This is a genomic window from Streptomyces rectiverticillatus (genome assembly GCF_013394065.1).
GTDB lineage: Bacteria > Actinomycetota > Actinomycetes > Streptomycetales > Streptomycetaceae > Streptomyces > Streptomyces rectiverticillatus.
The window spans coordinates 2,505,815-2,531,306 of record NZ_CP040752.1 but is presented as its reverse complement, the minus strand read 5'-3'; the positions used below and the strand labels follow the sequence as shown (position 1 = coordinate 2,531,306).

The window sequence follows — 25,492 nt, the reverse complement described above, 5'->3', positions numbered from 1 at the left end:
TAACCATGCTAGGCGTGATGCCGCTAGAGTCCCGCACGTACAGAAGACCCCGGCGACCGCTGGCACGGTCCCGGGGCGTGGCCAACGCCTCGAAGGAGCGTCGACATGCGCAACCTTATCCGCCGCTGGTTCCGCCGTGTACGGCGGATTTCCGCCCCCGAAAAACCCCCCGTACCGAACCCCCGCGCCCCTGAGCCCGAACCCCGCACCTCGCAGGAGTCCTCCTGCCGGGTCTACGTATGGGCCACCGCCCACGGCATCGACCTGCGGCCCCGTTCCCCGCTGGGTGCGTGCACCTGCGCGGCCCGGGATCATCAGCAACCCCTGCCCGGCATCGGTGCGTTCGTCGTGGATACCCGGGACGGCGCCGTCGGGCAGGTGATGCGCAACGGCGGGCCGCAGCTTCTGCTGCGTACGCTCGCCGGCGGCAAGGAGTGGGAGGCCGCACCCGACGCGGTCCGGCCCGTCACCGAGGCCGAGCTGCTCAGTGCCAAGGTGCAGGCCGCCAACACCGCCAGCAGGTGGGGGAAGTAGGCCAGGCGGCACGGTAACGGCTGTCACTGCGGCCGTTACCGTGCACGGACAGATGCCCGAGGTGTCTCAGTGGTACTCGCAAGCGAAGTTGGCGCGCTCAGCGGAAACTCCGAGAGCCGTCAACTTCATCTCGCATATCGGGCTGCTGGTCGTGTTTTCCATCCAGTCGTTGGCGGCCGACTGGCAGGCATTTCTTACGTTGGGGCCGATGTTGTATCCGTACGTCTTCAGGTAGTCCAAGCACTGGGCAGGGGTGGCTTGCGCCTGGGTGGTTGCCGTGAACTGCAGTGCTCCTGCTGCCACGACTATGCCTACAGCCGTCGCTGCCTTCCGCATGATTCCGCGCACGAATGGATCCTCATCTCTGTGTTGGGGTGCATAGCGATGAGACCCGGTGACAGTGAGCCACCATGATCAACACCAAGGTAAGCTACCAAGCGTTGGTCATGCGTTGCTAGTGGTGACCTAGGTGGATGTGGCATCCACTTACTCGGTGCGAGGTCGGGCGACTTGTCGCTGTCGGGCCAGCCGGTGGAGAGGCCCCATCGGGGCCTGCTGCCGGAGGCGCTCGGCGGTTCTGCGGCGGAGGCGATTGCCCCTCATGTTCTGCCCAGTTGGTGGGCAGGAGGTGGCAATCGCCTCAGCGCGCCGTCTACTTCTCCTTGCGGACCTCGTTGCGGACCTTGGCGGCCGCCTCGGCCATCTCCTTGGTGGACATCACATTGCCGGTGGCGGCGGTGCCCCCGTAAGGGCTGTTGCTCTTCGAGACTGCGTGCTTGACGGCGCCGATGGCGCTTGAGTCGCCCCAGATGCACTCCGTGGCCTCGTTCGAGACCGAAATGGTGCCTGCGTTGACCGTCGTCTTCTTGGTCACGCACTTCATGACCGCGCCGTCGAAGCCGCTCGGGGAGAACTCCGACCAGGGGGCGATCGTCTCGACCTTGACGCCCTGCCTGGTCCCGGCGCTCTTCTTCTCTTCCTCTTCGGACTTCGCGATCATCGCGTCGACTGTCTTCGCCGGGTCGGCGAGCTCGCCGTACACGCCGATCACCGAGAGGGCCTGCTTCTCGGCGTTGGTATAGCTCCCCGAGACGCTGGTGCCGTTGGAGATCCCCAGCTCCTTGACCTTCGCGTTGTCCGTCAGGTCCTGAGTGTTCGTCTGCTTCGAGCCCGGCGAGCTCATGCTGTTCTTCGTGTACTTGCCGTCCAGGAGCTTGTCCGGCAGGACGATCGTGTAAGGCTTCACCTCGCCGTCGCCGCCCATGAAATACACCGCACCCGCGATGAGCGCGCCCACGACCGCCACCGCGCCGATCGTGATGCCGATGGCCTTGCCCTTGCCGCCGCCGCTCTGGGGCGGGACCGGCGGCGGGTACTGGCCCGGGTAGCCGGGCTGGGGCTGCTGGGGGACGCCCCAAGGCTGCTGCGGCTGCTGGGGGGCCGCGCCGTACGGGGTGCCCGGCGGCGGGGGCGGCGGCGGGTAACCGTAACCGGGCTGGCCGGCGGGCGCGCCCTGGGCGTAGGGGCCCGGCTGCTGGGGCGGCTGCTGCCCGTACGGGCCCGGCTGGTTGTAGCTCATGCGTCTCTCTCGATCCGTGGGGGGACTCGTGTGACAGTCCCGCTATCCTTCCGGATCTCTTAGGTGCTCCTTACCGCAGAGTGGCAACGGTTTCGGAACAGTTGTGCTCCGCGCGGCTACTTCGGCTTGCGGACCTCGTTGCGGATCTTGGCCGTCAGCTCGGCCAGCTTGTCGGCGGGCAGGCCGTCCGCCTTCCGGCCGTCATCGTCGCTGCCCCCCATGCTGTGGCTCGCGACGAGCCCGACGGCGCCCTTGTCGCCCCAGATGCACTGGCTCGTGGTCATGGAGATCCTCGTCCCGTCCATGCTGAACGACATCGCGTCCTGCTTGCACTTCAGGACCGCCCCGTCGAAGCCGCCCGGGCGGTAGTCCTGGTACTTCCCGCGCTTCAGCTCATCGCCCGGCGGCTGCTCGGCGTCGTCCTCACCGGCCTTGCTCATCTCTTTGATCATCTTGTCCACGGCCTTCTCCGGGTCGGGGATCCTGCCGTACACGCCGATGACCTGGAGGCCCTGCTTCTTGTCGTTCCGGTAGACGGCGTTGTCGCCGTCGGCGTCCCCGAGGCCCAGCTTCTTCAGCTCGGCGCGGTCGTCGGCGTCGGGGCCCTGCTTCTCCTTCTTGCCGGGGAGCTGCTTGTACTCGCCGTCCGCCAGCGTCTGCGGCAGTTCGATCGTGTAGGTCCCCGCTTTGTCGTCATTGCCGCTGACCATGTACAGGCCGCCGCCCACGAGGGATCCCAGCACGGCCAGGACCCCCACGCCGATGCCGATCGCTTTGCCTCTGCCGCGCGGCTGACTGCCGTTCACCGGATGTTCCCCCACGTCTCTTTGTCGATTCTTTGTCGATAGAAGTCGGGGTACATCCTTTCTTGTCGCTTATTCGGTCCTTACCGCGGGGTCCGCGCCGCCCTCCGCAGCTCCCCTGTCGCCTCCGCCGCCTCCGTGATGCCCGCCCCTTCGCCCAGCGCCGCGCCCACGACGCCCACCGTGCTGCGGTCCGCCCACACGCAGTACGGGAGGGTCAGGCCCGGGGCCGTGTCGTTCTCGGGGGTGAAGTGGACCGACTGGCACTTCATCACCGCGCCGGCCCCCTCCAGCCCTCGCGGGCTCACCCGTTCCGGGCTGCCCTCGATCTGCTCCCGCGCGCCGCCCTGCTGCACCGGCCGCTCCCGCGCGTCCTCCGCCATCGCCGCGAACATGCCGTCGACCGCCCGCCCGGGGTCCTTCACCTCTCCCCACACCCCGCTGTACATCAGCATCGGCATCCCGCTGCCCGAGGAGTAGCCCGCCGTGACGCTCCCCACGTCGCGCACCCCCAAGCGTCGCAGCCGCTCCAGGTGGTCCGCGCGGAAGGTGCGGTCCACGGGGGCGTCCTTGCGGAAGTCCCCTACGCGCTCGGGCGCCGTCAGCCGGTAGCGCGTGCCGCCGTGCGCCGAGCTGCCGCCGCCCGTGAGGATCAGAAAACCGCCCATAAGTGTGCACATCGTGATGAGTGAACCGATCGCCACGCCGACCACCAGCTTCGCCTTGCCGCGCCGGTGCGGCGGGATCGGCGGTGGGGCCGGCGGCGGCCAGACGGCCGCCCCGTAGCCGCTCGGGCCGCCCGGCCGCGCGTAGGAGCGGGGCGCCGCCGGGAGCGGTTCGTACAGGCCGGCCTGCTGCTTGCTCATCGTTCTCTCGTCGCTTCTCTCGTTGCGTGGGCGTCATCCTCGCCGATCCCGCGGCAATCGATTCGAAACCCCCGCGTACGCCCCCGTAGAATTCACCCCGTGACCGACAACACTCAGCGCCCCGACAGCGGGCACGCCGACCGCACCCCTGACCTGCCGACCCAGTACGCGCCGGCCGACGTAGAGGGGCCGCTGTACGAGCGCTGGGTAGAGCGGGGCTACTTCGAGGCCGATGCCAAGAGCGAGAAGGAGCCCTACACGATCGTCATTCCGCCGCCCAACGTCACCGGTTCCCTCCACCTGGGCCACGCCTTCGAGCACACGCTGATCGACGCCCTCACGCGCCGCAAGCGCATGCAGGGCTTCGAGGTGCTGTGGCAGCCCGGCATGGACCACGCGGGCATCGCCACGCAGAACGTGGTCGAGCGCGAGCTGGCCAAGGAGGGCAAGTCCCGCCACGACCTCGGCCGCGAGGCGTTCGTCGAGCGCGTGTGGCAGTGGAAGGCCGAGTCCGGCGGGCAGATCTCCGGGCAGATGCGCCGTCTGGGTGACGGCGTCGCGTGGTCGCGCGAGCGCTTCACCATGGACGAGGGCCTGTCCAAGGCCGTCCAGACGATCTTCAAGAAGCTCTACGACGACGAGCTGATCTACCGCGCCGAGCGCATCATCAACTGGTGCCCGCGCTGCCTGACCGCCATCTCCGACATCGAGGTGGAGTATCAGGAGGACGACGGCGAGCTTGTTTCGATCAAGTACGGCGAGGGCGACTCCTCCATCGTCGTCGCCACCACCCGCGCCGAGACGATGCTCGGTGACACCGGTGTCGCCGTCCACCCCGAGGACGAGCGCTACAAGCACCTCGTCGGCACCGAGATCGAGCTGCCGCTGACCGGCCGCCGCATCCCGGTCGTCGCCGACGAGCACGTCGACCCGGAGTTCGGCACGGGTGCCGTCAAGGTCACCCCCGCCCACGACCCGAACGACTTCGAGATCGGGCGCCGGCACGACCTGCCGAGCCTCACCGTCCTGGACGAGCACGGGATCATCACGGCCCACGGGCCGTTCCAGGGGCTCGACCGCTTCGAGGCCCGCTCCGCGATCGTCGGCGCCCTGCGCGCCGAGGGCCGGATCGTCGCCGAGAAGCGCCCGTACACCCACTCCGTCGGCCACTGCTCGCGCTGCAAGACGACCATCGAGCCGCGCCTGTCCATGCAGTGGTGGGTCAGGACCGCGCCGCTGGCCGAGGCCGCGAGCGACGCCGTCCGCAAGGGCGACGTGAAGATCCACCCGCAGGAGATGGAGTCCCGCTACTTCGGCTGGGTCGACAACCTCCACGACTGGTGCATCTCGCGCCAGCTGTGGTGGGGCCACCGCATCCCGGTCTGGTACGGCCCGGACGGCGAGATGGTCTGCGTCGGCCCGGACGAGCAGCCGCCGGCCGGCGAGGGCTGGCACCAGGAGACCGACGTCCTCGACACGTGGTTCTCCTCGGGCCTGTGGCCGTTCTCCACCCTCGGCTGGCCCGAGAAGACCGAGAGCGTCGAGAAGTTCTACCCGAACTCCGTCCTCGTCACCGGCTACGACATCCTCTTCTTCTGGGTCGTCCGGATGATGATGTTCGGCCTGTACGCGATGGACGGCACCCCGCCGTTCCACACCATCGCCCTGCACGGCATGGTCCGCGACCAGTTCGGCAAGAAGATGTCGAAGTCCTTCGGCAACGCGGTCAACCCGCTCGACTGGATGGACAAGTACGGCTCCGACGCCGTCCGCTTCACCCTCGCCCGCGGCGCCAACCCCGGCGTCGACGTGCCGATCGGCGAGGACTGGGTCCAGGGCTCGCGCAACTTCGCGAACAAGATCTGGAACGCCACCCGGTTCGCGATGATGAACGGCGCCACGGTGGAGGGCGACCTGCCGGCCGCCGAGCAGATGTCGGCCACCGACCGCTGGATCCTCTCGCGCCTGAACGCCGTCGTCGCCGAGGTGGACGCGCTCTACGACGACTACCAGTTCGCGAAGCTCTCCGACGCGCTGTTCCACTTCGCGTGGGACGAGGTCTTCGACTGGTACGTCGAGCTGTCCAAGACCACCTTCCAGAAGGGCGGCCCCGAGGCCGAGGTCTCGCGCCGCGTCCTGGGCGAGGTCCTCGACGTCACCCTCAAGCTCCTGCACCCGGTCGTGCCCTTCGTCACCGAGACGCTGTGGACCACGCTCACCGGCAAGGAGTCCGTCGTCATCGCCGACTGGCCGAGGGACAGCGGCTTCCGTGACGCCGCCGCCGAGCAGGAGATCGCGACCGTCCAGCAGGTCGTCACCGAGGTCCGCCGCTTCCGCTCCGACCAGGGCCTGCAGCCGGGCCAGAAGGTCCCGGCCCGGCTGGACCTGACCGGCACGGCGCTCGCGGCCCACGAGGACGCGATGCGTTCGCTGCTGCGCCTGCAGCCGGCCGGCGAGGGCTTCGCCGCCACCGCCTCGCTCCCCGTCGCCGGCGCCACCGTCGCCCTCGACCTGTCCGGCACGATCGACGTCGAGGCCGAGCGCAAGCGTCTGACCAAGGCGCTGGCCGCGGCCGAGAAGGACAAGGCGCAGTCCACGGCGAAGCTCGGCAACGAGGCGTTCCTCGCCAAGGCCGCCGAGGCCGCCGTGGAGAAGATCCGCAAGCGGCTGGAGACGGCCGAGGCCGACATCGAGCGGATCAGCTTGCAGCTGGCGGGTCTGCCGAAGGGCTGAGCCGGCGCCGCCGGGTTCTGAAACGGCCCCCTGTGCCCATGGGCACAGGGGGCCGTTTGTATGTCCGGGGTAGGTGTCGTGTGCGGGCCGGTGGGGGCTTGTCGCGCAGTTCCCCGCGCCCCTTATAGGGGCGCTGCGCTTAGCGAGCCGCCCACGGTCGCGTTCGGTTCGGGTCCCACATCGGGCCCCACGGGCCCTCCACCGGGCCCTCGTCCTCCTGGGCGAGGGCCCGGCTCCGCCGCCTGCGGCGGTGCTGCGGCCAGAACAGGACGTACGCCGTCGACACCGCCACGAAGCCCAGCCGGATCAGGCCCTTGGCCGACTCGTCGGGCACGACGAAGACGCTTCCGTAGAGCACGATCAGCGCGATCCAGCTCCACCACGGCACGAGGCGCCGCTGCCCGCACACGTCCCACAGCAGGGTGCCGAGCAGCACCGAGGCCGTGTAGTACGTGTAGACGCTGGGGTCGAGGAGGATGCGGGCGTTCGCGCCCAGCAGCACCACCCCGGCCCAGCGGCCGCGCCACACGGCGACCGCGCCCAGCGTGAGGCCGAGGGCGGCCTGGGCGGGGCGGGCCCAGTCGGGGGTCACGGGGGTGTTGCCGCCCAGCCAGCGCAGTGCGGAGGCCGGGTTGTTGGGGATGGTGAACTTCGCCGCGGCGAAGGAGTCCGGGGCCGCGACGAAGAACGGCAGCCAGGCGACGGCCAGCAGGGCCGCGCACCAGAGGACGGCCCGCAGCCAGCGGTCCCGCGGGAGGGCGAGGATCAGCGGTACGAAGGCCAGCGCCGTCGGCTTCGAGTCCATCGCCAGGGCCAGGCAGACGCCCACGGCGGCCGGGTTGCAGCGGGTCAGGAACCACACGGCCAGCGCGGTGAAGAACAGCGCCAGGACGTCGTCGAGGTGCCCGAAACGGACCGACACCTCGATCCACATGGGGATGAACGCGGCGCCCGCGATGAGGACGCGCTGCCGCAGGCGCTGGTGGTTGGTGCCGGTGCCCAGGAAGTGGATGGCGGCGCTGCGCCCCGCGAGCACCACGATGACCAGCCCCAGCGCGGACATGAAGGCCGCCGCCAGGAACTGGCCGGTGTGCTCGGAGAACGGGTTGAACAGGCCCGCCACCAGGAAGCTGATGGGGCCCATCTGCAGCTCGGGGTGGTGGGCGTAGAGGTTGAGCCCGCCGGTGCCGTCGCCCGACGCGCCCTGGTAGATCAGCTCGCCGCCCGTGCGCAGGTAGTGCCAGGAGAAGCCGCCGTTGGGCTCCACCAGGGCGAACCACAGCACGGTCCACACCGTGAGCAGCAGCAAGTGCATCCGTGTGCTGATTTCCGGTACTCGTACCCGCACCGCACAACGCTCCCGTTCCGCTGCCCGGACCTGCTCCGGACATGTGTCACCGGGGGTCAGATGGCGGAACGGGGGCGGAGGTTGCCCTGCGGGGCGGAAGTGTGACCTGGTTCATGGTTTACCCGTTTCGCGCACGGGCCGCCTGGTCCCGCGGGTGAGTGACGTCTTGTCAGCTCTCGATCGCGATCGGGCCCGACGTGACCACCTCCGCGTTGCGCCGCGTCTTCGCCCAGCCGTTGCGGCCGCGCAGCATGCGGACGAAGCCGCGCGCGGACGCCGGGAAGAGGTGGTACGCGTACAGCCACAGCGCGAGCCCCCACAGCAGGGCGGACAGCAGCGAGCGGTCGGGCGCGCGGTCGCGGCGGTAGACCGGGCCCCACAGTACGAACGGCAGCACCGAGACGACGGCCAGGGCCAGCACCAGCGGCCACAGCGCGAGCATGCCGCCGAACGCCTCGCCGGCGCCGTCCTGCGCGGCGGTCAGGCCCAGCAGGGCGAACATCACGGCGCACAGCGCCAGGGTCACCAGGTGGGCGACCGGCTGCAGGAAGGTGTAGAGCGTCTCCAGGACGCCCTTGCCGCCGTAGTGGCGCGAGGAGACGATGCGCGGCGCGTAGCGGACGCACTGCAGGTTGCCCTGGGCCCAGCGGGTGCGCTGGGTGAGGAACCGGCGGGCGTGCGGGAGGCCCTCCTGGGAGACCCAGGTGTCGGCTATGTGGGATATCCGGTCACCGCCCAGGATCATGTGCAGGCCCAGCTCGTAGTCCTCCAGCAGCGCGCCGCGCTGCCAGGGGCGGCGCTCGGCGGCGGCGATGCGGTCCAGGGCGGCGAGCCGGGTGAACTGGCCGTTGCCGCCGAGGCCCACGGAGCCGGTGCGGCCGCGCAGCAGTTGCATGCCGGCGTTGGAGACGGAGAACTCCATGTCCTGCATGCGGACGAGGAGGCGGGCGAAGGCGTTGCGGACGCGGCCGCGGTCCGGCAGCGGGCGCGGGTCGCCGGCGTTGCGCATGCGGACGCTGACCTGCACGCCGCCGGTCTCCGGGTCGCCGAAGCCGGCCGGGCCGCTGACGCGCTCCAGCGCGTACGGGTCGAGCTGGCCGTCGGCGTCGATGACGCAGACGACGACGCGCTCGCGGTCGGTGTCCTTGGACAGGAACTGGTTCAGCTCGTCGTAGGCGGAGTTGAGCGCGGCGCCCTTGCCCTGGCGGGCGTCGGGGCGCACGCGGCTGACCAGGTGCACGCGGCGGTCGGTCTCGGCGAGCTCGGCGACGATGGCGCCGGTGCGGTCGTCGCTGTCGTCGTCGATGACCCACACGTGCGCGCGCGGGTGGTCGGTGCGCAGGCGTTCCACGGTGGTGCCGACGACTGCCTCTTCGTCCCGGCACGGGACGAAGAAGTGCCAGTCGAAGGCGTCGGCGTTGCCGTTCTCGGCCTCGGGGCGGCGGAGGTAGGCGTGGCGGGCGCCGGCCCAGTAGAGGAGGAAGCAGAGGAGGAGGAAGAAGGGGAAGACGAGGAGGAAGGGGCTGGAGAACACGGACGCTCCGCGGGGGTTCAGAGGGCGAGGGGCTTCGGCGGGCTCGGCACCGCCGGTCATGTGCGGGGGCCCCATTTCGCCGTTTCCGGGCAACTCAGCCCGTCCGGCGCTTGAGGACGAGCGCGTTCAGCGCGATACGGGGGTCCGGGGGCTTGCCCCCGGTTACGGGAAGGGGCGGGGCTGGGGAAGGCCCCTACGCGGCCGTGGCGAGCTCCGCCGGCGCCGCCACCGCCGCGAGCAGCGCCACGATGCGCTCCGACGCCAGGCCGTCCCCGAAGGGGCTCGGCAGGGCCGCCAGCCGGGCCAGCCCCTCCGGGCCCTCCGCGAGGCGGCGCACGGCGGCCTCGCCGATGGCGCGGCCCGGCGCGACCAGGTCCGCGAAGTCCGCCATCGCCTCCGGCCGCTCCGTGGAGCGGCGGACGACCACCAGCGGGCGGCCGAGGACCGTGCACTCCTCCTGGATGCCGCCGGAGTCGGAGACCAGCAGCGCCGCGTGGCGGGCCAGGGCGAGGAACTCGCCGTAGCCGAGCGGGCGGGTGACGGTCAGGCCGGCCAGCAGGTGCTCCAGGCCGGCGGCCTCGACGCGGGCGCGGGTGCGCGGGTGCAGCGGCAGTACGACGGGCCGGCCGTCGGTCACGAGCGCGGCGAGCTCGGTGAAGATCGCCCGCAGCGCCTCGGGGGAGTCGGTGTTCTCGGGGCGGTGGATCGTGGCCAGGACGTAGGAGTCGGCGGTCAGGCCGTGCAGCCGCAGCAGCTCCGCGCGCCCGGAAGCCGGCGGCAGCTGACCGCGTACGGCTTCGACGACCGTGTTGCCGGTCACCGCGATGCGGGCGTCGTCGACGCCTTCGGCGAGCAGGTTCGCGCGGTTGTCCTCGGTGGCCGCGCACAGCACGTCGGCGATGCGGTCGATGAGGACGCGGTTGTGCTCCTCGGGCATGTTGCGGTCGTGGCTGCGCAGGCCGGCCTCGACGTGCAGCAGCGGGATGCCGCGGGCGTTCGCGGCGAGCGCGCCGGCGAGGGCTGCGTTGGTGTCGCCCTGGACGACGACGGCGAGCGGCGGCTCGGCGGTGAAGAGGCCGTCCAGCTGGGCGAGGGCGCTGGAGATCTGGACGGCGCGCGGCTGCCCGCCGACCCCGGTCAGGAACGTCGGCTCGGGCAGGCCCAGCTCGGTCAGGAAGCGGCCGGACAGCTCCTCGTCGTAGTGCTGACCGGTGTGCACCAGGTGAGCGGCAGGGCCCAGGAGACGTACGAGGTCGGTGAGCTTGACCAGCTCGGGGCGGGTGCCGAGGACGACGGCGACGCTACGGGCGGGCAGGGACTGCACGAGGTGACTCCTGGGGCCGGCGGGCTGTGACAGCTCACGACCTTGCGGTGCCTCGGTTGCACCCCTGGGGTGCCTTCGGTTGCCGGACGGTTGCGAATCGCCCGAAGCGGGCCGGAAGCCCTCAGAAGGGACCTTCGTCCTCCCCGTCCCCGGGACCTTCGTCCCCGCCGTCGGCCCGGTAGCGGTAGCCCAGGCCCCGTACGGCCTCCAGCGGGTCCGCGGCCTCGTCGCCCGCGGCCTGCCGCAGCTTGCGCCGCAGCCGCAGCACGGCGAACTTCACCCGCTCGCGGCCGGTGCCGTCGGGGTCGTCCCACACCCGGTCGAGCAGCTGGTCGGTGGTGATTACACGGCCGCGGTTGCGGACGAGCACCTGCAGCAGCCGGTACTCGATGTCGCTGAGCCGGGCCTCGTGGCCCTGCCAGACCGCCGAGCGCCGCTCGGGCACGAGCCGCAGCCCGTCGTCGAAGGAGTCGCCGGCCCAGCGGGTGGGGGCGGTGCGGCGCAGCAGCGCCTCGACGCGCGCGAGCAGCTCGTCGTTGCCGAAGGGCTTGGGCAGGTAGTCGTCGGCCCCGGCCCGCAGGCCGCGGACCCGGTCGGTCTCGGCGCCGCGGGCGGTGAGCAGGAGGACGGGCAGGTCGCTGAGGTCGCGGGTGCGCTCCAGCACCGCCCAGCCGTCGAGTTGCGGCAGCCCGATGTCGAGGAGCATGAGGGCGGGGCGCTCGGCGAACAGCAGCCGCAGCCCGTCGCGCCCGTTCGCGGCGTGGGCGACCTCGTAGCCCGCGCGGGTGAGGAGGGTGCGCAGGGCGAGGGCGAGGTCGGGGTCGTCCTCGACGACGAGCACGCGGGTCATGGTTCTTCCTCCGTTCCGGGTGCATCGGGTGTGTCGGGTGCATCCGGTGCACCCGGCGGGCCCGCGACCGGCAGCCGGATCAGGAAGCAGGCGCCCCCGCCCGCGGCGTCGCCGACGCTGATCGTGCCGCCGTGCAACCGGACGATCGCGCGGCTGATGGTGAGTCCGAGACCGGTGCCGGGATAACCCCCCGTACGTGCGTTCGGGGCCCGGACGAAACCATTGAAGATCTCTTCGCGGAATTCCTCCGGCACGCCGATTCCGGTATCCGCGACTTCGATCTCCCAGAACTCGCCGCGCGGTGCCGCCGTGACCGAGATCCGGCCACCCGCGGGGGTGTATTTCGCGGCATTCTCCAGAAGATTGGCCAGGACGTTCTGCAACCGGTGCCGGTCACCCCTCAGGACGGGCCCCGCAGTGCACTCCAGAACGGTGAACAATCCCGCTTCCTGTGCCGCGCCCATCCGTTCGAGGACGGCGTCCAGCAGCATCCGGTCCACCTCCACGGCGCCGAATTCCAGCTCCAGGCCCGCGGTGGCCCGCATCCGGGTGGTCAGCAGCAGGTCGGAGATCACCCGCTGCATGCGGTCGGCGTTGCGCCGGACGGCCTCCAGGAAGGAGGCCTGCTCGTGGTTGAGGGCGCCGAAGGCGGGGTCGGTGAGCAGCTCGCAGAAGCTGATGATGGAGGTGAGGGGCGTGCGCAGCTCGTGGGAGGCGGCGGCGGTGAAGGCGTTGCGCTGCCGGGCGAGCTCGGTGAGCGCCACGTTGTCCCGCTCCAGGTCCCGCTCGCGCCGCTTGCGCTCGGTGATGTCGTCGTAGGTCCACAGGGCGCCCAGGTAGGCGCCTTCGTGGCGCAGCGGCTCGATCGCGCGGAGGAGGGTGCGGCCGCCGGGGAGGGGGATCTCGGCCGTCCGGTGGACGTGGCGGCCGCCCGGGACGCCGCCGGGGGCGAGGGCGGTCCGGCCGTCCAGGTCGAACATGCGGTGGAACCTCCGGTTGGCCGCGAGCACCTGCCCGTCCGGGCTCTGCACGGCGGCGCCCGAGGGCAGGGCCTCCAGGAGCGCGTCCAGCAGCGCCTGCGGCCGGACCCGGTACCGGCCCTCGCCCAGGTCCTCGTCCGGGCCCTCGTCCCGGCCCTCGCCCTCGCCCTCGCCCTCGTCCTCGGACGGCATCCCGCTCACCCAGCTCCGGCTCGTGCCCGTCAGGGATTCCCGTAAGGGACATTCCGGGAAAACCGTATGACATGACCGCAGGGTGCGCCCATGCGGCGGGAGGCGGCGCGAGGGTCGCCGCGACGCCTGCCGCCCGCTCTGTCGTACCCCCTCCGTAGACTGGTCCGCGTGAGCGAGCGCCCCCTGAACGACGACAACGGCAGCACCGGCCCCGACGGCGATGACCGATTCGCGGAAATCGTCGATGCCGAGACCGACCGCGACCCCGACCTCGCCGTCATCGAGGCCGGCAGCCGGACCCTGCGCACCCAGGCAGGGCCGCCGCAGGGCGACATCCCCGCCCGCCCCGAGGACCCCGAGACCGACCGGGCGCTGCGCGAGGTGGAGACCGAGCTGGCCGGCCGCTGGGGCGAGACCAAGCTCGACCCCTCGCTGGTCCGCATCGAGACCCTGATGGACATCCTGGGTCACCCGCAGCGCGCCTATCCCGCGATCCACATCACGGGCACCAACGGCAAGACCAGCACCGCCCGCATGATCGAGTCGCTGCTGGGCGCCTTCGACCTGCGCACCGGGCGCTACACCAGCCCCCACGTCCAGTCGATCACCGAGCGCATCAGCCTCGACGGCGCCCCGATCTCCGCCGAGCGCTTCATCGAGACGTACCGCGACATCCAGCCGTACGTCGAGATGGTCGACGACCGCGAGGAGCACCGCCTGTCGTTCTTCGAGGTCATGACGGCCATGGCCTACGCGGCCTTCGCCGACGCCCCGGTCGACGTGGCCGTCGTCGAGGTCGGCATGGGCGGCACCTGGGACGCCACCAACGTCGTCGACGCCGGCGTCGCCGTCGTCACCCCCATCTCCCTCGACCACACCGACCGCCTCGGCGCGACGCCCGGCGACATCGCCGGCGAGAAGGGCGGCATCGTCAAGCAGGACGCCACCGTCGTCCTCGCCCAGCAGCCGGTCGACGCCGCCCAGGTGCTGCTCAAGCGCTCGGTCGAGGTCGACGCCACCGTCGCCCGCGAGGGCATGGAGTTCGGCGTCGTCTCCCGCGAGGTCGCCGTCGGCGGCCAGCTGCTGACGCTGCGCGGCCTGGGCGGCGAGTACCCCGAGCTCTTCCTGCCGCTGTACGGCGCCCACCAGGCGCACAACGCCGCGGTCGCACTGGCCGCCGTCGAGGCGTTCTTCGGGATCGGCTCGCAGCACGCCCGCACGCTCGACACCGACACCGTCCGCCGCGCCTTCGCCCAGGTCACCTCCCCGGGCCGGCTGGAGGTCGTGCGCCGCAGCCCCACCGTCGTGCTGGACGCCGCGCACAACCCGGCCGGTGCGCAGGTCACGGCCGAGGCCGTCACCGAGGCGTTCGGCTTCAGCCGCCTCATCGGCGTCGTCGGCGCCAGCGCCGACAAGGACGTCCGCGGCCTGCTGGAGGCCTTCGAGCCGGTCTTCGCCGAGGTCGTCGTCACCCGCAACTCCACCCCGCGCTCCATGGACCCCGACGAGCTCGCGGCCATCGCCGTCGAGGTCTTCGGCGCCGAGCGCGTGCAGGTCGAGCCCCGCCTGGACGACGCCCTGGAGGCCGCGATCACCCTCGCGGAGGAGGAGGCCGAGTTCTCCGGCGCGGGCGTCCTCGTGACCGGCTCGGTGATCACGGTCGGCGAGGCCCGGCTGCTCCTCGGAAAGGGCTGATCATGCGAATGCTGTGCGCCAGCACTCTGATCGGTGAATTCTTCGTCATCGGATTCGCCGGCCTGGTGGCCATGCAGACCTCCGACCTCTCGGCGGGCACCGTGTGGGCCGTCAGCGGCACGGCGATGGTGCTCAGCGTGCTGCTGTGCGGCATGCTCACCCGGCCCGGCGGCGTCCAGCTGGGCTGGCTGCTGCAGATCGGCCTGGTCCTGAGCGGTTTCATCGTCCCGATGATGTTCATCCTCGGGGTGGTCTTCGGCGGCCTGTGGTGGGCGTCGGTCCACTTCGGCCGGAAGGTCGACGAGGCCAAGGCCCGCTTCGCGGCGGCGGCTGACGCCGCGTAGCCCGTTACCGGCGCCCGGCGCCGTACCGGGCCCGGGCCCGGCGCCCGGGCCTTCGTCTCCGCGCGGGCGGAGGCGGGCCGCCGGACGCCCTGCGGCATGGCCTGCCGGGCGATCGCGGTCCGGGTGCCGCTCCTGCGCCGTCCCCCTGTACCCTCTGGCCCACCAGACTCGATCGTCCGCAAGGAGCCGCAGTATGAGCCAGCGCACCCTCGTCCTTCTCAAGCCCGACTGCGTCCGGCGCAAGCTGGTCGGCGAGGTCATCGCCCGCATCGAGCGCAAGGCCGGATGGACGATCAGCGCGCTGGAGCTGCGCACCCTCGACCGGGCCACCCTCGCGCAGCACTACGCCGAGCACGAGGGCCGTGAGTTCTACGAGCCGCTGATGGGCTTCATGTCCTCCGGCCCCGTCGTCGCCATGGTCGTCGAGGGCGAGCGCGTCATCGAGGGCGTGCGTGCCCTGGCCGGCCCCACCGACCCCATTTCGGCCGCCCCGGGGTCCATCCGTGGTGACTTCGGCACCATCACGCGCGAGAACCTCATCCACGCCTCGGACTCCGAGGACTCGGCCCAGCGGGAAATCAAGATTTTCTTTCCCGGCCTCGCCTGATAGCTCTTCAGGCCCGGAGCCTTTCCGATCAGGGGCGACCGATTTTATTTCGGTCGCCCCTGGCATATGCGTGGCGAACGAGGGAACCTCTCACTCCGACACGACGTCACCATTACTGGGGGGAGCTCTACTTCCGCCGACAATGGCGGAGGAACCCTCGCACCGCGTTCGACCGGTCGAGACTACGATGAGAGCTTCCGCGCCCGCGGCGCACCGCAGCAGCCAGCAGTACACCCTGCCGACCTCAAGTAAGCACTCGCTCCAGCTGGGAAGGCCAGACGTATCCTCATGGGGAACAACATGTCGTTCATCGGCCGTGACATGGCTGTCGACCTCGGGACCGCCAACACGCTGGTGTACGTCAGAGGCCGCGGAATCGTCCTCAACGAGCCATCCGTCGTCGCCATCAACACCAACACCGGCGGCATCCTCGCGGTGGGTGCCGAGGCGAAGAAGATGATCGGCCGCACCCCGGGCAACATCGTCGCGGTCCGGCCGCTGAAGGACGGCGTGATCGCCGACTTCGAGATCACCGAGCGCATGCTCCGCTACTTCATCCTCAAGATCCACAAGCGGCGCTGGATGGCCCGGCCCCGCGTCGTGGTCTGCGTGCCCTCGGGCATTACCGGCGTCGAGCGGCGCGCCGTCATCGAGGCCTCCACCCAGGCCGGCGCCCGCCAGGTGCACATCATCGAAGAGCCCATGGCCGCTGCGATCGGCTCCGGCCTGCCCGTCCACGAGGCCACCGGCAACATGGTCGTCGACATCGGCGGCGGCACCACCGAGGTCGCGGTCATCTCCCTCGGTGGCATCGTCACGGCCCAGTCCATCCGCGTCGCGGGCGACGAGCTCGACAACGCGATCATCCAGCACATCAAGAAGGAGTACAGCCTCCTCCTCGGTGAGCGCACCGCCGAGCAGATCAAGATCACCATCGGCTCGGCCTATGACCTCGAGCAGGACGAGCACACCGAGATCCGCGGCCGGGACCTGGTCAGCGGCCTGCCCAAGACCGTCGTGATCTCCGCCGGCGAGGTCCGCAAGGCCATCGAGGAGCCCGTCAACTCCATCGTCGACGCCGTCAAGACCACCCTCGACAAGTGCCCGCCCGAGCTCTCGGGTGACGTCATGGACCGCGGCATCGTTCTCACAGGCGGAGGCGCCCTGCTCCGCGGCCTCGACGAGCGGCTGCGCCGGGAGACCGGCATGCCGATCCACATCGCCGAGGACCCGCTGGACTCCGTCGCGCTGGGCTCCGGCAAGTGCGTCGAGGAGTTCGAGGCCCTCCAGCAGGTCCTCGACGCCCAGCCGCGCCGCTGACGCGCCCGCCCTCCGGGCGGGCCTTCCGGGGTGCCGTCGCCGGGCGTCGTTCCACCTGCCGGGGGACGCCGCCCCACCCCCTCGGCAGCGGTCGGCGCCGACGCCACCGGCGTACCGCCGTTGCCGGGAAACAACCTGATATACAGGCACAACGCTCCGGATGACCGGCCCGCACCGCAGCCCGCCGGTCCTACGAGAAGGGCACGCCGCCGCACGTGAGGGACACACGAGAGAGCCGGCTGCTGCTGGTGCTGCTGGTCGCCATCGCCTTCGCACTGATCACGGTCGACATCCGTGGCGGTGAGCGGTCCCCGCTCGACGGTGTCCGGCACGCGGCAGCCTCCGTCTTCGGGCCCGTCGAGAAGGGCGTCGCCTCCGCGGTCGACCCCGTGGGCAACGCCGTGGCGGCCGTGCGTGACGCAGACGAGCGGCACAACCGCATCAGCGCCCTGGAGCGCGAGAACACCGGCCTCAAGCAGCGCCTCGGCAGCGACGACCGCAACCGCGGCCGGGCCGCCGAGCTCGACGCCATGCTCAAGACCGCCGGCCGCGGCCAGTACGGCATCAAGGGCGCCCAGGTCATCGCCATAGGCGCGGCCCAAGGCTTCTCCTGGACCGTCACCATCGACGCCGGCAGCCGCGACGGCCTCAAGCGCGACATGACCGTCCTCAACGGTGACGGCCTCGTCGGCCGCGTCACCACCGTCGCCCGCGACACCGCGACCGTCCTGCTCGCCAACGACCCCAAGTTCACCGTCGGCACCCGCATGGAGAAGAGCGGCGAACTCGGCTTCGCCAACGGCCAGGGCGCCGGCGTCCTGCGGGTCGAACTGCTCAACGGCAAGGCGGCCGTCCGCCCCGGCGACCGCCTGGTCACCTTCGGCTCCAGCAAGGACAAGCCGTTCGTCCCCGGCGTCCCCGTCGGCGAGGTCACCCGCGTCGAACCCGCCGGCGGCAGCCTGACCCGCACCCTCCAGGTCCGTCCCTTCGTCGGCTACAGCAAGCTCGACATCGTCGGCGTCGTCGTCGAACCCCCGCGCACGGACCCCCGCGACACGGTGCTCCCGCCCAGACCGGAAGCGCCCAAGCCCACGCCCACCGTGACCGTCACGGTCACGCCCTCCGCGAGCGCCAAACCCGAGGACTGACGATGCGCCTCAACCGGATCCTGCTCTCGACCGCGCTCGTGGTGGTCGCCCTCGTCGTGCAGGTGACCGTCCTGGCACGGCTCCACCTGCCGGGAGCCGTGCCCGACCCCCTGCTCCTCGTCGTCGTCGGGCTCGCCCTCGTCCACGGCCACACCAACGGCGCCGTCATCGGCTTCTGCGCCGGCCTGCTGGCCGACCTCGCCCCGCCCGCCGACCACGCCACCGGGCGCTACGCCCTCGTCCTGTGCGTCATCGGCTATCTCGTCGGCCTCGCCCGGCCCGAGACGGGCAAGCTGCGCTCGGCCACCGTGCCCATGCTCGTCGTCGTCGCCGCGGCCGTCGGCTCCACCCTGCTCTACGCGGGCGTCGGCTCCCTCGTCGGCGACACCGCCGCCCGTAACGTCGGCCTCACCAGCCTCGTGTTCACCGCGGCCCTCTACGACCTGCTGCTCGCGCCCTTCGTCGTGCCGCTCGTCATGGCCATGGCCCGGCGCGTCCAGCCCGACCCGCTGTCCGCCGACGGCCCCAGCACGATGGGCGGCTCCCGCACCAGCCGCGTCGGCGGGCAGCGCACGGGCCTGCGCACCGGCCTGCGTCGGCCGAGCCGGCTCAAGGGGGTGAAGCGCCTGTGAGCAACATGCCTGACAGTGGGCGCACCTCGCGGGTCGCCATCCGCCTCATCGTCATCCAGATCCTCGTCTTCTCCCTCCTGCTCACCCTCGCCGGCCGCCTCTGGTACCTCCAGATCCGCAACGGCGACGAATACACCGCCGAAGCCGCCGACAACCACATCCAGCAGGTCGTCGCCCCGGCCACCCGCGGCTCCATACTGGACGCCCGCGGCGTCCCCCTCGCCGACAACGAGACCCGCCTCGTCGTCTCCGCGAGCCGCACCGACCTGATGAAGATGAAGGACAAGGGCAGGACCGTCCTCACCCGCCTCGCCGGAGTGCTCGGCATGAAGCCCGACGACGTCGCCGCCAAGGTCCGGCTGTGCGACGCCAAGACGCCCAAGCCCTGCTGGGCCGGCTCGCCCTACCAGCCCATCCCCATCACCGACGAGGCCACCACCCAGCAGGCCCTGCAGATCCGCGAGCGCGCCGAGGACTTCCCCGGCGTCACCGCCGAGCCCACCGCCGTGCGCCGCTACGCCGGCCCCGGCGGCTCCAACACCGCCCAGGTCCTCGGCTACCTCTCGCCCGTCACCGACGAAGAGATCATCAAGGCCAAGGCGGGCCGCTCCCCGCTGCTCCGCTCCGACCAGGTCGGCCGCTCCGGCCTGGAGCGCCAGTACGACGCCCAGCTGCGCGGCAAGGCCGGCGTCACCCGCTACGAGGTCGACAACCTCGGCCGCGTCATCGGCAAGGCCAGGAGCGACAAGGCCGTCCCCGGCTCCAACGTCGTCACCAGCATCGACGCCCGCGTGCAGGCCATAGCGGAACGGGAGCTGGACCAGGCGATGAAGGACGCCCGCAAGGAAGTCGACCGCAACACCGGCACCAACTACAAGGCCGACGCCGGAGCCGTCGTCGTCATGGAGGCGAAGACCGGCCGCGTCGTGGCCATGGCCTCCAACCCCACCTACGACCCCAACGCCTGGGTCGGCGGCATCTCCGCCAAGGACTACCAGAACCTCACCGGCAAGGACTCCGGCTTCCCGCTGCTCAACCGGGCGATCCAGGGCCAGGCCGCCCCCGGCTCGATCTTCAAGGTCGTCTCCGCCACCGCCGCCGTCAAGGCGGGCTACGCCTTCAACGACAACTACAACTGCTCCGCCTCGTACAGCATCGGCAACCAGGTCTTCAAGAACTTCGAGTCCAAGGGCTACGGGCCCATCAACCTCGGCCGGGCCCTGGAGGTCTCCTGCGACACCGTCTTCTACGACCTGGCCTACCGCCAGTGGCAGAAGGACGGCGGCAACAACCCCAAGCACCCGGCGGACTGGTTCTACAAGACCGCCCACGACTTCGGCCTCGGCAAGGAGACCGGCATCGACCTCCCCAACGAGGTCGCCGGCCGCATCCCCGACCGCGAGTGGAAGAAGAAGTACTGGGAGGCCAACAAGGACTCCTGGTGCAAGCAGGGCAAGACCGACGACAGCTACGCCGGGCAGATCGCCAAGGAGAACTGCGAGTCCGGCATGCGCATGCGCGCCGGTGACTCCGTCAACTACTCCATCGGCCAGGGCGACACCCTCGTCACCCCCCTGCAGATGGCCACCATCTACGCCGCCATCAGCAACGGCGGCACCCTCTGGAACCCCACCGTCGGCAAGGCCGTCATCAGCCCCGACGGCGGGACGATCCAGGAGATCGCCCCGAAGTCGCACGGCAGGCTGCCGTTCGACGGCAGGACGCGCGACCAGATCGACGCCGCCCTCGCCGGCGTCGCCACCCAGGGCACCGCCGCCTGGCGCTTCGAGGGGTGGCCGCAGAAGGAGATCCCGATGCACGCCAAGACCGGCACCGCCGAGGTCTACGGCAAGCAGACGACCTCCTGGTTCGCCACCTACACCGGCGACTACGCCGTCGTCATGACGATCGCCCAGGGCGGTACCGGCTCCGGCGCCTCCGGCCCCGCCGTGCGCAACATCTACAACGCCCTCTACGGCGTCGACGACAAGGGCAAGGTCGACGCCAAGAAGGCGCTCCTGCCGCACCCCCAGGCCGGCCTGCCGAAGATCGAGAAGGACGGCACCATCGAGGCCCAGCCCATCGAGCCGCCCCCGCCCAGCCCCTCGGCCCGGAAGGAGGAGGAGAAGGACACGTGACCGCCACCGACGGCTACCGCGCCCGCCGCTACAGCCCCGAGCGCTCCGCCTGGGGCCGCCTCACCGCCCGCGACTCCGTCGTCCGCCGCCTGGACTGGGTGATGGTGTGGGCCGCCCTCGCCCTCTCCGGCATCGGCACCCTGCTCGTCTACTCGGCCACCCGCAACCGCACCGAGCTCAACCAGGGCGACCCGTACTACTTCCTGCTCCGCAACATCCTCAACACCGGCATCGGACTGGGCCTGGCCATCGGCGCCGTCTGGGTCGGCCACCGCGCCCTGCGCGGCGCCGTGCCCATCCTCTACGTCATCTCCGTCCTGCTCACCGTCGCCGTCCTCACCCCGCTCGGCGCCACCATCAACGGCGCCCGGTCCTGGATCCAGCTCGGCGGCGGCTTCTCCCTGCAGCCCTCCGAGTTCACCAAGATCACCATCGCGCTGGGCATGGCGATGCTGCTCGCCGCCAAGGTCGACGCGGGCGAGCGGCTCCACCCCGACCACCGCACCGTCGTGGAGGCCCTCGGCCTCGCCGCCCTGCCCATCGTCGTCATCCTGCTGATGCCCGACCTCGGCTCGGTGATGGTGCTCGTCGTCATCGTCCTCGCCGTGCTCCTGGCCTCCGGCGCCTCCAACCGCTGGATCGCCGGCCTGATCGGCACCGGCGTCCTCGGCTGCCTCCTCATCTGGCAGCTCGGCGTCCTCGACGAGTACCAGATCAACCGCTTCGCCGCCTTCGCCAACCCCGCACTCGACCCCTCCGGCGTCGGCTACAACACCAACCAGGCCCGCATCGCCATCGGCTCCGGCGGCCTCCTCGGCTCCGGCCTCTTCCACGGCTCCCAGACCACCGGGCAGTTCGTGCCCGAGCAGCAGACCGACTTCATCTTCACCGTCGCCGGCGAGGAGCTCGGCTTCGTCGGCGCCGGCGCGATCATCTTCCTCGTCGGCGTCGTCATCTGGCGCGCCTGCCGCATCGCCCGCGAGACCACCGAGCTCTACGGGACGATCGTGGCGGCCGGGATCATCGCCTGGTTCGCCTTCCAGTCCTTCGAGAACATCGGGATGACGCTCGGGATCATGCCGGTGACGGGTCTGCCGCTGCCGTTCGTCTCCTACGGCGGGTCGTCGATGTTCGCGGCGTGGATCGCGATCGGGCTCTTGCAGTCGATCAAGGTGCAGCGACCGGTGTCGGCGTAAACAGGGCTGCCCTCCGGGGCGGGAGCGCACTAGATTCGGGACTATGGCGGACACTCTGCGCGAGATCGAGCGGAAGTACGAAGCCGGCGGCCCCGCGGCGGCGGCTTCGCTGCCCGACCTGAGCCGGGTCGCGGGCGTCGCGACCGTCACCGACGAAGGCACGCACAAACTCGACGCCGTCTACTACGACACCGCGGACCGGCGCCTCGCCGCGGCCGGCATCACGCTGCGCCGCCGCACGGGCGGCTCCGACGAGGGCTGGCACCTCAAGCTGCCCGTCGCTCCCGGGGTGCGGGACGAGATCCGGGCCCCCCTCTCGCCGGACGTGCCGCGCGCCCTCACGGACCTGGTCCGGGCCCGCATCCGGCGCGCCGGGCTCGTCCCCCTCGTCCGCATCCGCTCACGCCGCGAGGTCAGCCGCCTGCTCGACCCGCAGGGCACGCTCCTGGCCGAGGCCAGCGCCGACAAGGTCAGGGCCGACCGCCTCGGCGACGGTGGCCGCAGCGCCCGCTGGACCGAGTTCGAGGTCGAGCTCGGCAGCGGCACCGACCCCGCCTTCCTCGACACCGTCGAGGAGTGCCTCCTGGAGGAGGGCCTGCGCCCCTCCGACGCGCCGTCGAAGCTGGCGAGGGCGCTGGTGGAGACAGGGGAGGGGAAGAAGGCAGGGAAGACGGCAGGGAAGACGGAGGCGAAGAAGCCGAAGAAGCCGAAGAAGAAGGGCGACCGAGGGCCCGTCACCGCCGGGGACCACGTCCTCGCCTACGTCCGCCGCCAGGCCGACGCCCTCCTCGCCTACGACACCGCCGTCCGCCGCGACACCGAGGACTCCGTCCACCAGATGCGCATCGCCACCCGCCGGCTGCGCAGCGCCTTCCGCACGTACCGCGACGTCCTGGACCGCAAGGTCACCGACCCGCTCGGCGCGGAGCTGAAGTGGCTCGCCGAGGAGCTCGGCGCCGACCGGGACCGCGAGGTCGTCGCCGAGCGGCTGAAGGGCGCCCTCGGCGCGCTGCCGGACACGCTCGTCCTCGGGCCCGTCCGCGCCCGGCTGCGGATCTACGCCACCGGGCGCGCCCAGGGCACGGGCGAGCGCCTCGCCGCCCTCCTCGACAGCGACCGCTACCTCACCCTCCTCGACGCGCTCGACGCCCTCCTCGCCGACCCGCCCCTGCGCAAGGGCGCCGCGCTCCCCGCGCCGGAGGTCCTGGCCGGGGCCGTGCTGCACGACTACGAGCGCCTGGCCGGCCGCGTCGGTCACGCTCTCACCACGGCCCCCGGCCCGCAGCGCGACACCGCCCTGCACGAAGCGCGCAAGGCGGCCAAGAGGGCCCGCTACGCCGCCGAGGCCGCGGTGCCCGCGCTCGGCAAGCCGGCCAAGCGCTTCAGGTCCCGGATGAAGGACGTCCAGACGCTCCTGGGCGATCACCAGGACAGCGTCATGGCCCGCACGGTCCTGCGCACCCTGGCGGCCGAGGCCCACGCGGCGGGGGAGAGCACGTTCACCCTGGGACTGCTGTACGGCCGGGAGGAGCGGCGGGCCGCGTGGAACGAACTGGAGCTGCCGATGGTGTGGCGCAAGGCGTCCCGCAAGCGGTACCGGGCGGATCTGCAGTCGTGACAGGTCGCTCCGCGGGCACGTTACTCTTGAGGGTCACCCTGTCCGCTCATGAGAGACATCCTCCGAATGCCTGTCGAGTCGGTCTTCCCGCGCCTCGAAGCGCTCCTCCCGCACGTGCAGAAGCCCATTCAGTACGTCGGTGGCGAGCTGAACTCCACCGTCAAGCCCTGGGATGAGTGCGACGTCCGCTGGGCCCTCATGTACCCGGACGCCTACGAGGTCGGCCTGCCCAACCAGGGCGTCATGATCCTGTACGAGGTCCTCAACGAGCGCGAGGGCGTCCTCGCCGAGCGCACGTACAGCGTGTGGCCGGACCTCGAGGAGCTCATGCGTGAGCACAAGGTTCCGCAGTTCACCGTGGACAGCCACCGGCCGGTCAAGGCGTTCGACGTCTTCGGTCTGAGCTTCTCCACCGAGCTCGGCTACACCAACATGCTCACCGCGCTCGACCTGGCCGGCATCCCGCTGGAGTCCAAGGACCGCACGATCGACGACCCGATCGTGCTGGCGGGCGGTCACGCCGCCTTCAACCCCGAGCCGATCGCGGACTTCATCGACTGCGCGGTCATCGGCGACGGCGAGCAGGCCGTCCTGGAGATGACCGAGATCATCCGGGCCTGGAAGGCCGAGGGCCGCCCCGGCGGCCGCGAGGAGGTGCTGTTCCGCCTCGCGAAGACGGGCGGGGTGTACGTCCCGGCGTTCTACGACGTCGAGTACCTGCCGGACGGCCGTATCGGCCGCGTCGTGCCCAACAAGTCCGGCGTGCCGTGGCGCGTGTCCAAGCACACCGTCATGGACCTGGACGAGTGGCCGTACCCGAAGCAGCCGCTCGTGCCGCTTGCGGAGACGGTCCACGAGCGCATGTCCGTCGAGATCTTCCGCGGCTGCACCCGCGGCTGCCGCTTCTGCCAGGCCGGCATGATCACGCGCCCCGTGCGGGAGCGGAGCATCACCGGCATCGGCGAGATGGTGGACAAGGGCCTGAAGGCGACCGGCTTCGAGGAGGTCGGCCTCCTGTCGCTGTCCTCCGCGGACCACACCGAGATCGGTGACATCGCGAAGGGCCTGGCGGACCGGTACGAGGAGGACAAGATCGGTCTGTCCCTCCCCTCCACCCGCGTGGACGCCTTCAACGTCGACCTCGCCAACGAGCTGACCCGCAACGGCCGCCGCTCCGGTCTGACGTTCGCCCCCGAGGGCGGCTCCGAGCGCATGCGCAAGGTCATCAACAAGATGGTCTCGGAAGAGGACCTGATCCGTACCGTCGCCACGGCGTACGGCAACGGCTGGCGCCAGGTGAAGCTGTACTTCATGTGCGGCCTGCCGACCGAGACCGACGAGGACGTGCTCCAGATCGGCGACATGGCGGTCAACGTGATCGCCAAGGGCCGCGAGGTCTCCGGCTCCAACGACATCCGCTGCACCGTCTCCATCGGCGGCTTCGTGCCCAAGCCGCACACTCCGTTCCAGTGGGCCCCGCAGCTCTCCGCGGAGGAGACGGACGCCCGCCTGGAGAAGCTGCGCGACAAGATCCGCGGCGACAAGAAGTACGGCCGTTCGATCGGTTTCCGCTACCACGACGGCAAGCCCGGCATCATCGAGGGCCTGCTCTCCCGCGGTGACCGCCGCATCGGTGCCGTCATCCGCGCGGTCTACGAGGACGGCGGCCGCTTCGACGGCTGGCGCGAGCACTTCTCCTACGACCGCTGGATGAAGTGCGCCGAGCAGACGCTGCCCGACCAGGGCGTCGACGTCGCTTGGTACACGACGCGCGAGCGCACCTACGAGGAGGTCCTGCCCTGGGACCACCTGGACTCCGGTCTCGACAAGGACTGGCTCTGGGAGGACTGGCAGGACGCGCTCGACGAGACCGAGGTCGAGGACTGCCGCTGGACGCCGTGCTTCGACTGCGGCGTGTGCCCGCAGATGGACACGTCCATCCAGATCGGCCCGACGGGCAAGAAGCTGCTTCCGCTCTCCGTCGTCAAGTAAGGACGTTTGTTCGAGCGGGGGCCCTGCCGGGTTGGCAGGGCCCCCGCTGCACGTACTCT

The 25,492-nt window shown here is 71.0% G+C and carries 20 protein-coding genes; 12 read left to right on the top strand and 8 right to left on the bottom strand.

Annotation, left to right across the window (positions count from 1 at the left end; genetic code table 11):
• Nucleotides 1-105: 105 nt before the first annotated feature.
• Nucleotides 106-534, top strand: coding sequence for a hypothetical protein (locus FGW37_RS33975; protein ID WP_343067084.1), 429 nt, complete (start codon nucleotides 106-108; stop codon nucleotides 532-534).
• Nucleotides 535-1,186: 652 nt separating this feature from the next.
• Here the strand turns inward: FGW37_RS33975 and FGW37_RS10875 are convergent.
• The 3 genes from FGW37_RS10875 to FGW37_RS10865 all read right to left on the bottom strand — a co-directional run bounded on the left by FGW37_RS10875 (nucleotide 1,187) and on the right by FGW37_RS10865 (nucleotide 3,782).
• Complete coding sequence (locus tag FGW37_RS10875; protein WP_179080887.1) at nucleotides 1,187-2,113, bottom strand: hypothetical protein; 927 nt, start codon at nucleotides 2,111-2,113, stop codon at nucleotides 1,187-1,189.
• 116 nt (nucleotides 2,114-2,229) lie between these two features.
• Entirely contained in the window at nucleotides 2,230-2,919 is a 690-nt protein-coding gene (locus tag FGW37_RS10870) for a hypothetical protein (RefSeq protein ID WP_179080886.1), read from the bottom strand.
• A gap of 80 nt (nucleotides 2,920-2,999) precedes the next feature.
• On the bottom strand, nucleotides 3,000-3,782 hold the full coding sequence (locus FGW37_RS10865; protein WP_179080885.1) for a hypothetical protein: 783 nt from the start codon (nucleotides 3,780-3,782) through the stop codon (nucleotides 3,000-3,002).
• Nucleotides 3,783-3,881: 99 nt separating this feature from the next.
• On the opposite strand from FGW37_RS10865, the gene FGW37_RS10860 reads away from it, so the two are divergent.
• The gene (locus FGW37_RS10860; RefSeq protein ID WP_179080884.1) at nucleotides 3,882-6,515 is read left to right on the top strand and encodes a valine--tRNA ligase; all 2,634 of its coding nucleotides are present in this window, start codon (nucleotides 3,882-3,884) and stop codon (nucleotides 6,513-6,515) included.
• 139 nt (nucleotides 6,516-6,654) lie between these two features.
• Here FGW37_RS10860 and FGW37_RS10855 read toward each other — a convergent pair whose 3' ends face one another.
• The 5 genes from FGW37_RS10855 to FGW37_RS10835 form a co-directional block, all read right to left on the bottom strand.
• A complete protein-coding gene (locus tag FGW37_RS10855; protein ID WP_179080883.1) occupies nucleotides 6,655-7,830 on the bottom strand; it encodes a hypothetical protein in 1,176 nt (391 codons plus the stop codon).
• Nucleotides 7,831-8,032: 202 nt separating this feature from the next.
• Complete coding sequence (locus FGW37_RS10850) at nucleotides 8,033-9,397, bottom strand: XrtP-associated glycosyltransferase (RefSeq protein WP_179080882.1); 1,365 nt, start codon at nucleotides 9,395-9,397, stop codon at nucleotides 8,033-8,035.
• A gap of 193 nt (nucleotides 9,398-9,590) precedes the next feature.
• Nucleotides 9,591-10,721 carry a non-hydrolyzing UDP-N-acetylglucosamine 2-epimerase gene (gene wecB, locus FGW37_RS10845; protein WP_179080881.1) on the bottom strand — a complete coding sequence of 377 codons (1,131 nt, stop codon included), beginning with the start codon at nucleotides 10,719-10,721 and terminating at the stop codon, nucleotides 9,591-9,593.
• Nucleotides 10,722-10,842: 121 nt separating this feature from the next.
• On the bottom strand, nucleotides 10,843-11,571 hold the full coding sequence (locus FGW37_RS10840; protein WP_179080880.1) for a response regulator transcription factor: 729 nt from the start codon (nucleotides 11,569-11,571) through the stop codon (nucleotides 10,843-10,845).
• Nucleotides 11,568-12,743 (bottom strand): sensor histidine kinase, encoded by a 1,176-nt coding sequence (locus FGW37_RS10835; RefSeq protein WP_179080879.1) that lies wholly within the window; start codon nucleotides 12,741-12,743, stop codon nucleotides 11,568-11,570. The genes FGW37_RS10840 and FGW37_RS10835 overlap by 4 nt, the downstream gene beginning before the upstream one ends.
• Before the next feature lie 168 nt (nucleotides 12,744-12,911).
• On the opposite strand from FGW37_RS10835, the gene folC reads away from it, so the two are divergent.
• The 10 genes from folC to FGW37_RS10785 all read left to right on the top strand — a co-directional run bounded on the left by folC (nucleotide 12,912) and on the right by FGW37_RS10785 (nucleotide 25,433).
• Nucleotides 12,912-14,438: a bifunctional tetrahydrofolate synthase/dihydrofolate synthase gene (gene folC, locus FGW37_RS10830; protein ID WP_179080878.1), complete on the top strand. Its 1,527-nt coding sequence runs from the start codon at nucleotides 12,912-12,914 to the stop codon at nucleotides 14,436-14,438.
• Nucleotides 14,439-14,440: 2 nt separating this feature from the next.
• Nucleotides 14,441-14,782, top strand: a complete 342-nt coding sequence (locus FGW37_RS10825; RefSeq protein ID WP_179080877.1) for a DUF4233 domain-containing protein — start codon at nucleotides 14,441-14,443, stop codon at nucleotides 14,780-14,782.
• Nucleotides 14,783-14,975: 193 nt separating this feature from the next.
• Complete coding sequence (ndk, locus tag FGW37_RS10820) at nucleotides 14,976-15,389, top strand: nucleoside-diphosphate kinase (protein WP_179080876.1); 414 nt, start codon at nucleotides 14,976-14,978, stop codon at nucleotides 15,387-15,389.
• Nucleotides 15,390-15,689: 300 nt separating this feature from the next.
• Complete coding sequence (locus tag FGW37_RS10815) at nucleotides 15,690-16,709, top strand: rod shape-determining protein (RefSeq protein ID WP_058046895.1); 1,020 nt, start codon at nucleotides 15,690-15,692, stop codon at nucleotides 16,707-16,709.
• A 215-nt stretch (nucleotides 16,710-16,924) separates the two neighbouring features.
• The gene (mreC, locus tag FGW37_RS10810; RefSeq protein WP_179080875.1) at nucleotides 16,925-17,857 is read left to right on the top strand and encodes a rod shape-determining protein MreC; all 933 of its coding nucleotides are present in this window, start codon (nucleotides 16,925-16,927) and stop codon (nucleotides 17,855-17,857) included.
• Between the two features lie 2 nt (nucleotides 17,858-17,859).
• Nucleotides 17,860-18,489 carry a rod shape-determining protein MreD gene (gene mreD / locus FGW37_RS10805; protein WP_179080874.1) on the top strand — a complete coding sequence of 210 codons (630 nt, stop codon included), beginning with the start codon at nucleotides 17,860-17,862 and terminating at the stop codon, nucleotides 18,487-18,489.
• The gene (gene mrdA / locus FGW37_RS10800) at nucleotides 18,486-20,627 is read left to right on the top strand and encodes a penicillin-binding protein 2 (RefSeq protein ID WP_179080873.1); all 2,142 of its coding nucleotides are present in this window, start codon (nucleotides 18,486-18,488) and stop codon (nucleotides 20,625-20,627) included. Before mreD ends, mrdA begins: the two co-directional genes overlap by 4 nt.
• Nucleotides 20,624-21,823, top strand: a complete 1,200-nt coding sequence (gene rodA, locus FGW37_RS10795; protein WP_179080872.1) for a rod shape-determining protein RodA — start codon at nucleotides 20,624-20,626, stop codon at nucleotides 21,821-21,823. Before mrdA ends, rodA begins: the two co-directional genes overlap by 4 nt.
• Before the next feature lie 43 nt (nucleotides 21,824-21,866).
• Entirely contained in the window at nucleotides 21,867-23,441 is a 1,575-nt protein-coding gene (locus tag FGW37_RS10790; RefSeq protein ID WP_179080871.1) for a CYTH and CHAD domain-containing protein, read from the top strand.
• 66 nt (nucleotides 23,442-23,507) lie between these two features.
• Complete coding sequence (locus FGW37_RS10785) at nucleotides 23,508-25,433, top strand: TIGR03960 family B12-binding radical SAM protein (protein ID WP_179084626.1); 1,926 nt, start codon at nucleotides 23,508-23,510, stop codon at nucleotides 25,431-25,433.
• Nucleotides 25,434-25,492: the final 59 nt, after the last annotated feature.

What these genes read in the sequence shown, in the direction of transcription:
- FGW37_RS10875 (WP_179080887.1), bottom strand. Translation starts at nt 2,113, where the DNA reads ATGAGCTACAACCAGCCGGGCCCGTACGGGCAGCAGCCGCCCCAGCAG.
- mreD (WP_179080874.1), top strand. Translation starts at nt 17,860, where the DNA reads ATGCGCCTCAACCGGATCCTGCTCTCGACCGCGCTCGTGGTGGTCGCC.
- FGW37_RS10815 (WP_058046895.1), top strand. Translation starts at nt 15,690, where the DNA reads ATGTCGTTCATCGGCCGTGACATGGCTGTCGACCTCGGGACCGCCAAC.
- FGW37_RS10835 (WP_179080879.1), bottom strand. Translation starts at nt 12,743, where the DNA reads ATGCCGTCCGAGGACGAGGGCGAGGGCGAGGGCGAGGGCCGGGACGAG.
- FGW37_RS10790 (WP_179080871.1), top strand. Translation starts at nt 21,867, where the DNA reads ATGGCGGACACTCTGCGCGAGATCGAGCGGAAGTACGAAGCCGGCGGC.
- FGW37_RS10840 (WP_179080880.1), bottom strand. Translation starts at nt 11,571, where the DNA reads ATGACCCGCGTGCTCGTCGTCGAGGACGACCCCGACCTCGCCCTCGCC.
- FGW37_RS10865 (WP_179080885.1), bottom strand. Translation starts at nt 3,782, where the DNA reads ATGAGCAAGCAGCAGGCCGGCCTGTACGAACCGCTCCCGGCGGCGCCC.
- FGW37_RS10825 (WP_179080877.1), top strand. Translation starts at nt 14,441, where the DNA reads ATGCGAATGCTGTGCGCCAGCACTCTGATCGGTGAATTCTTCGTCATC.
- FGW37_RS10855 (WP_179080883.1), bottom strand. Translation starts at nt 7,830, where the DNA reads ATGCACTTGCTGCTGCTCACGGTGTGGACCGTGCTGTGGTTCGCCCTG.
- FGW37_RS10785 (WP_179084626.1), top strand. Translation starts at nt 23,508, where the DNA reads ATGCCTGTCGAGTCGGTCTTCCCGCGCCTCGAAGCGCTCCTCCCGCAC.
- ndk (WP_179080876.1), top strand. Translation starts at nt 14,976, where the DNA reads ATGAGCCAGCGCACCCTCGTCCTTCTCAAGCCCGACTGCGTCCGGCGC.
- FGW37_RS33975 (WP_343067084.1), top strand. Translation starts at nt 106, where the DNA reads ATGCGCAACCTTATCCGCCGCTGGTTCCGCCGTGTACGGCGGATTTCC.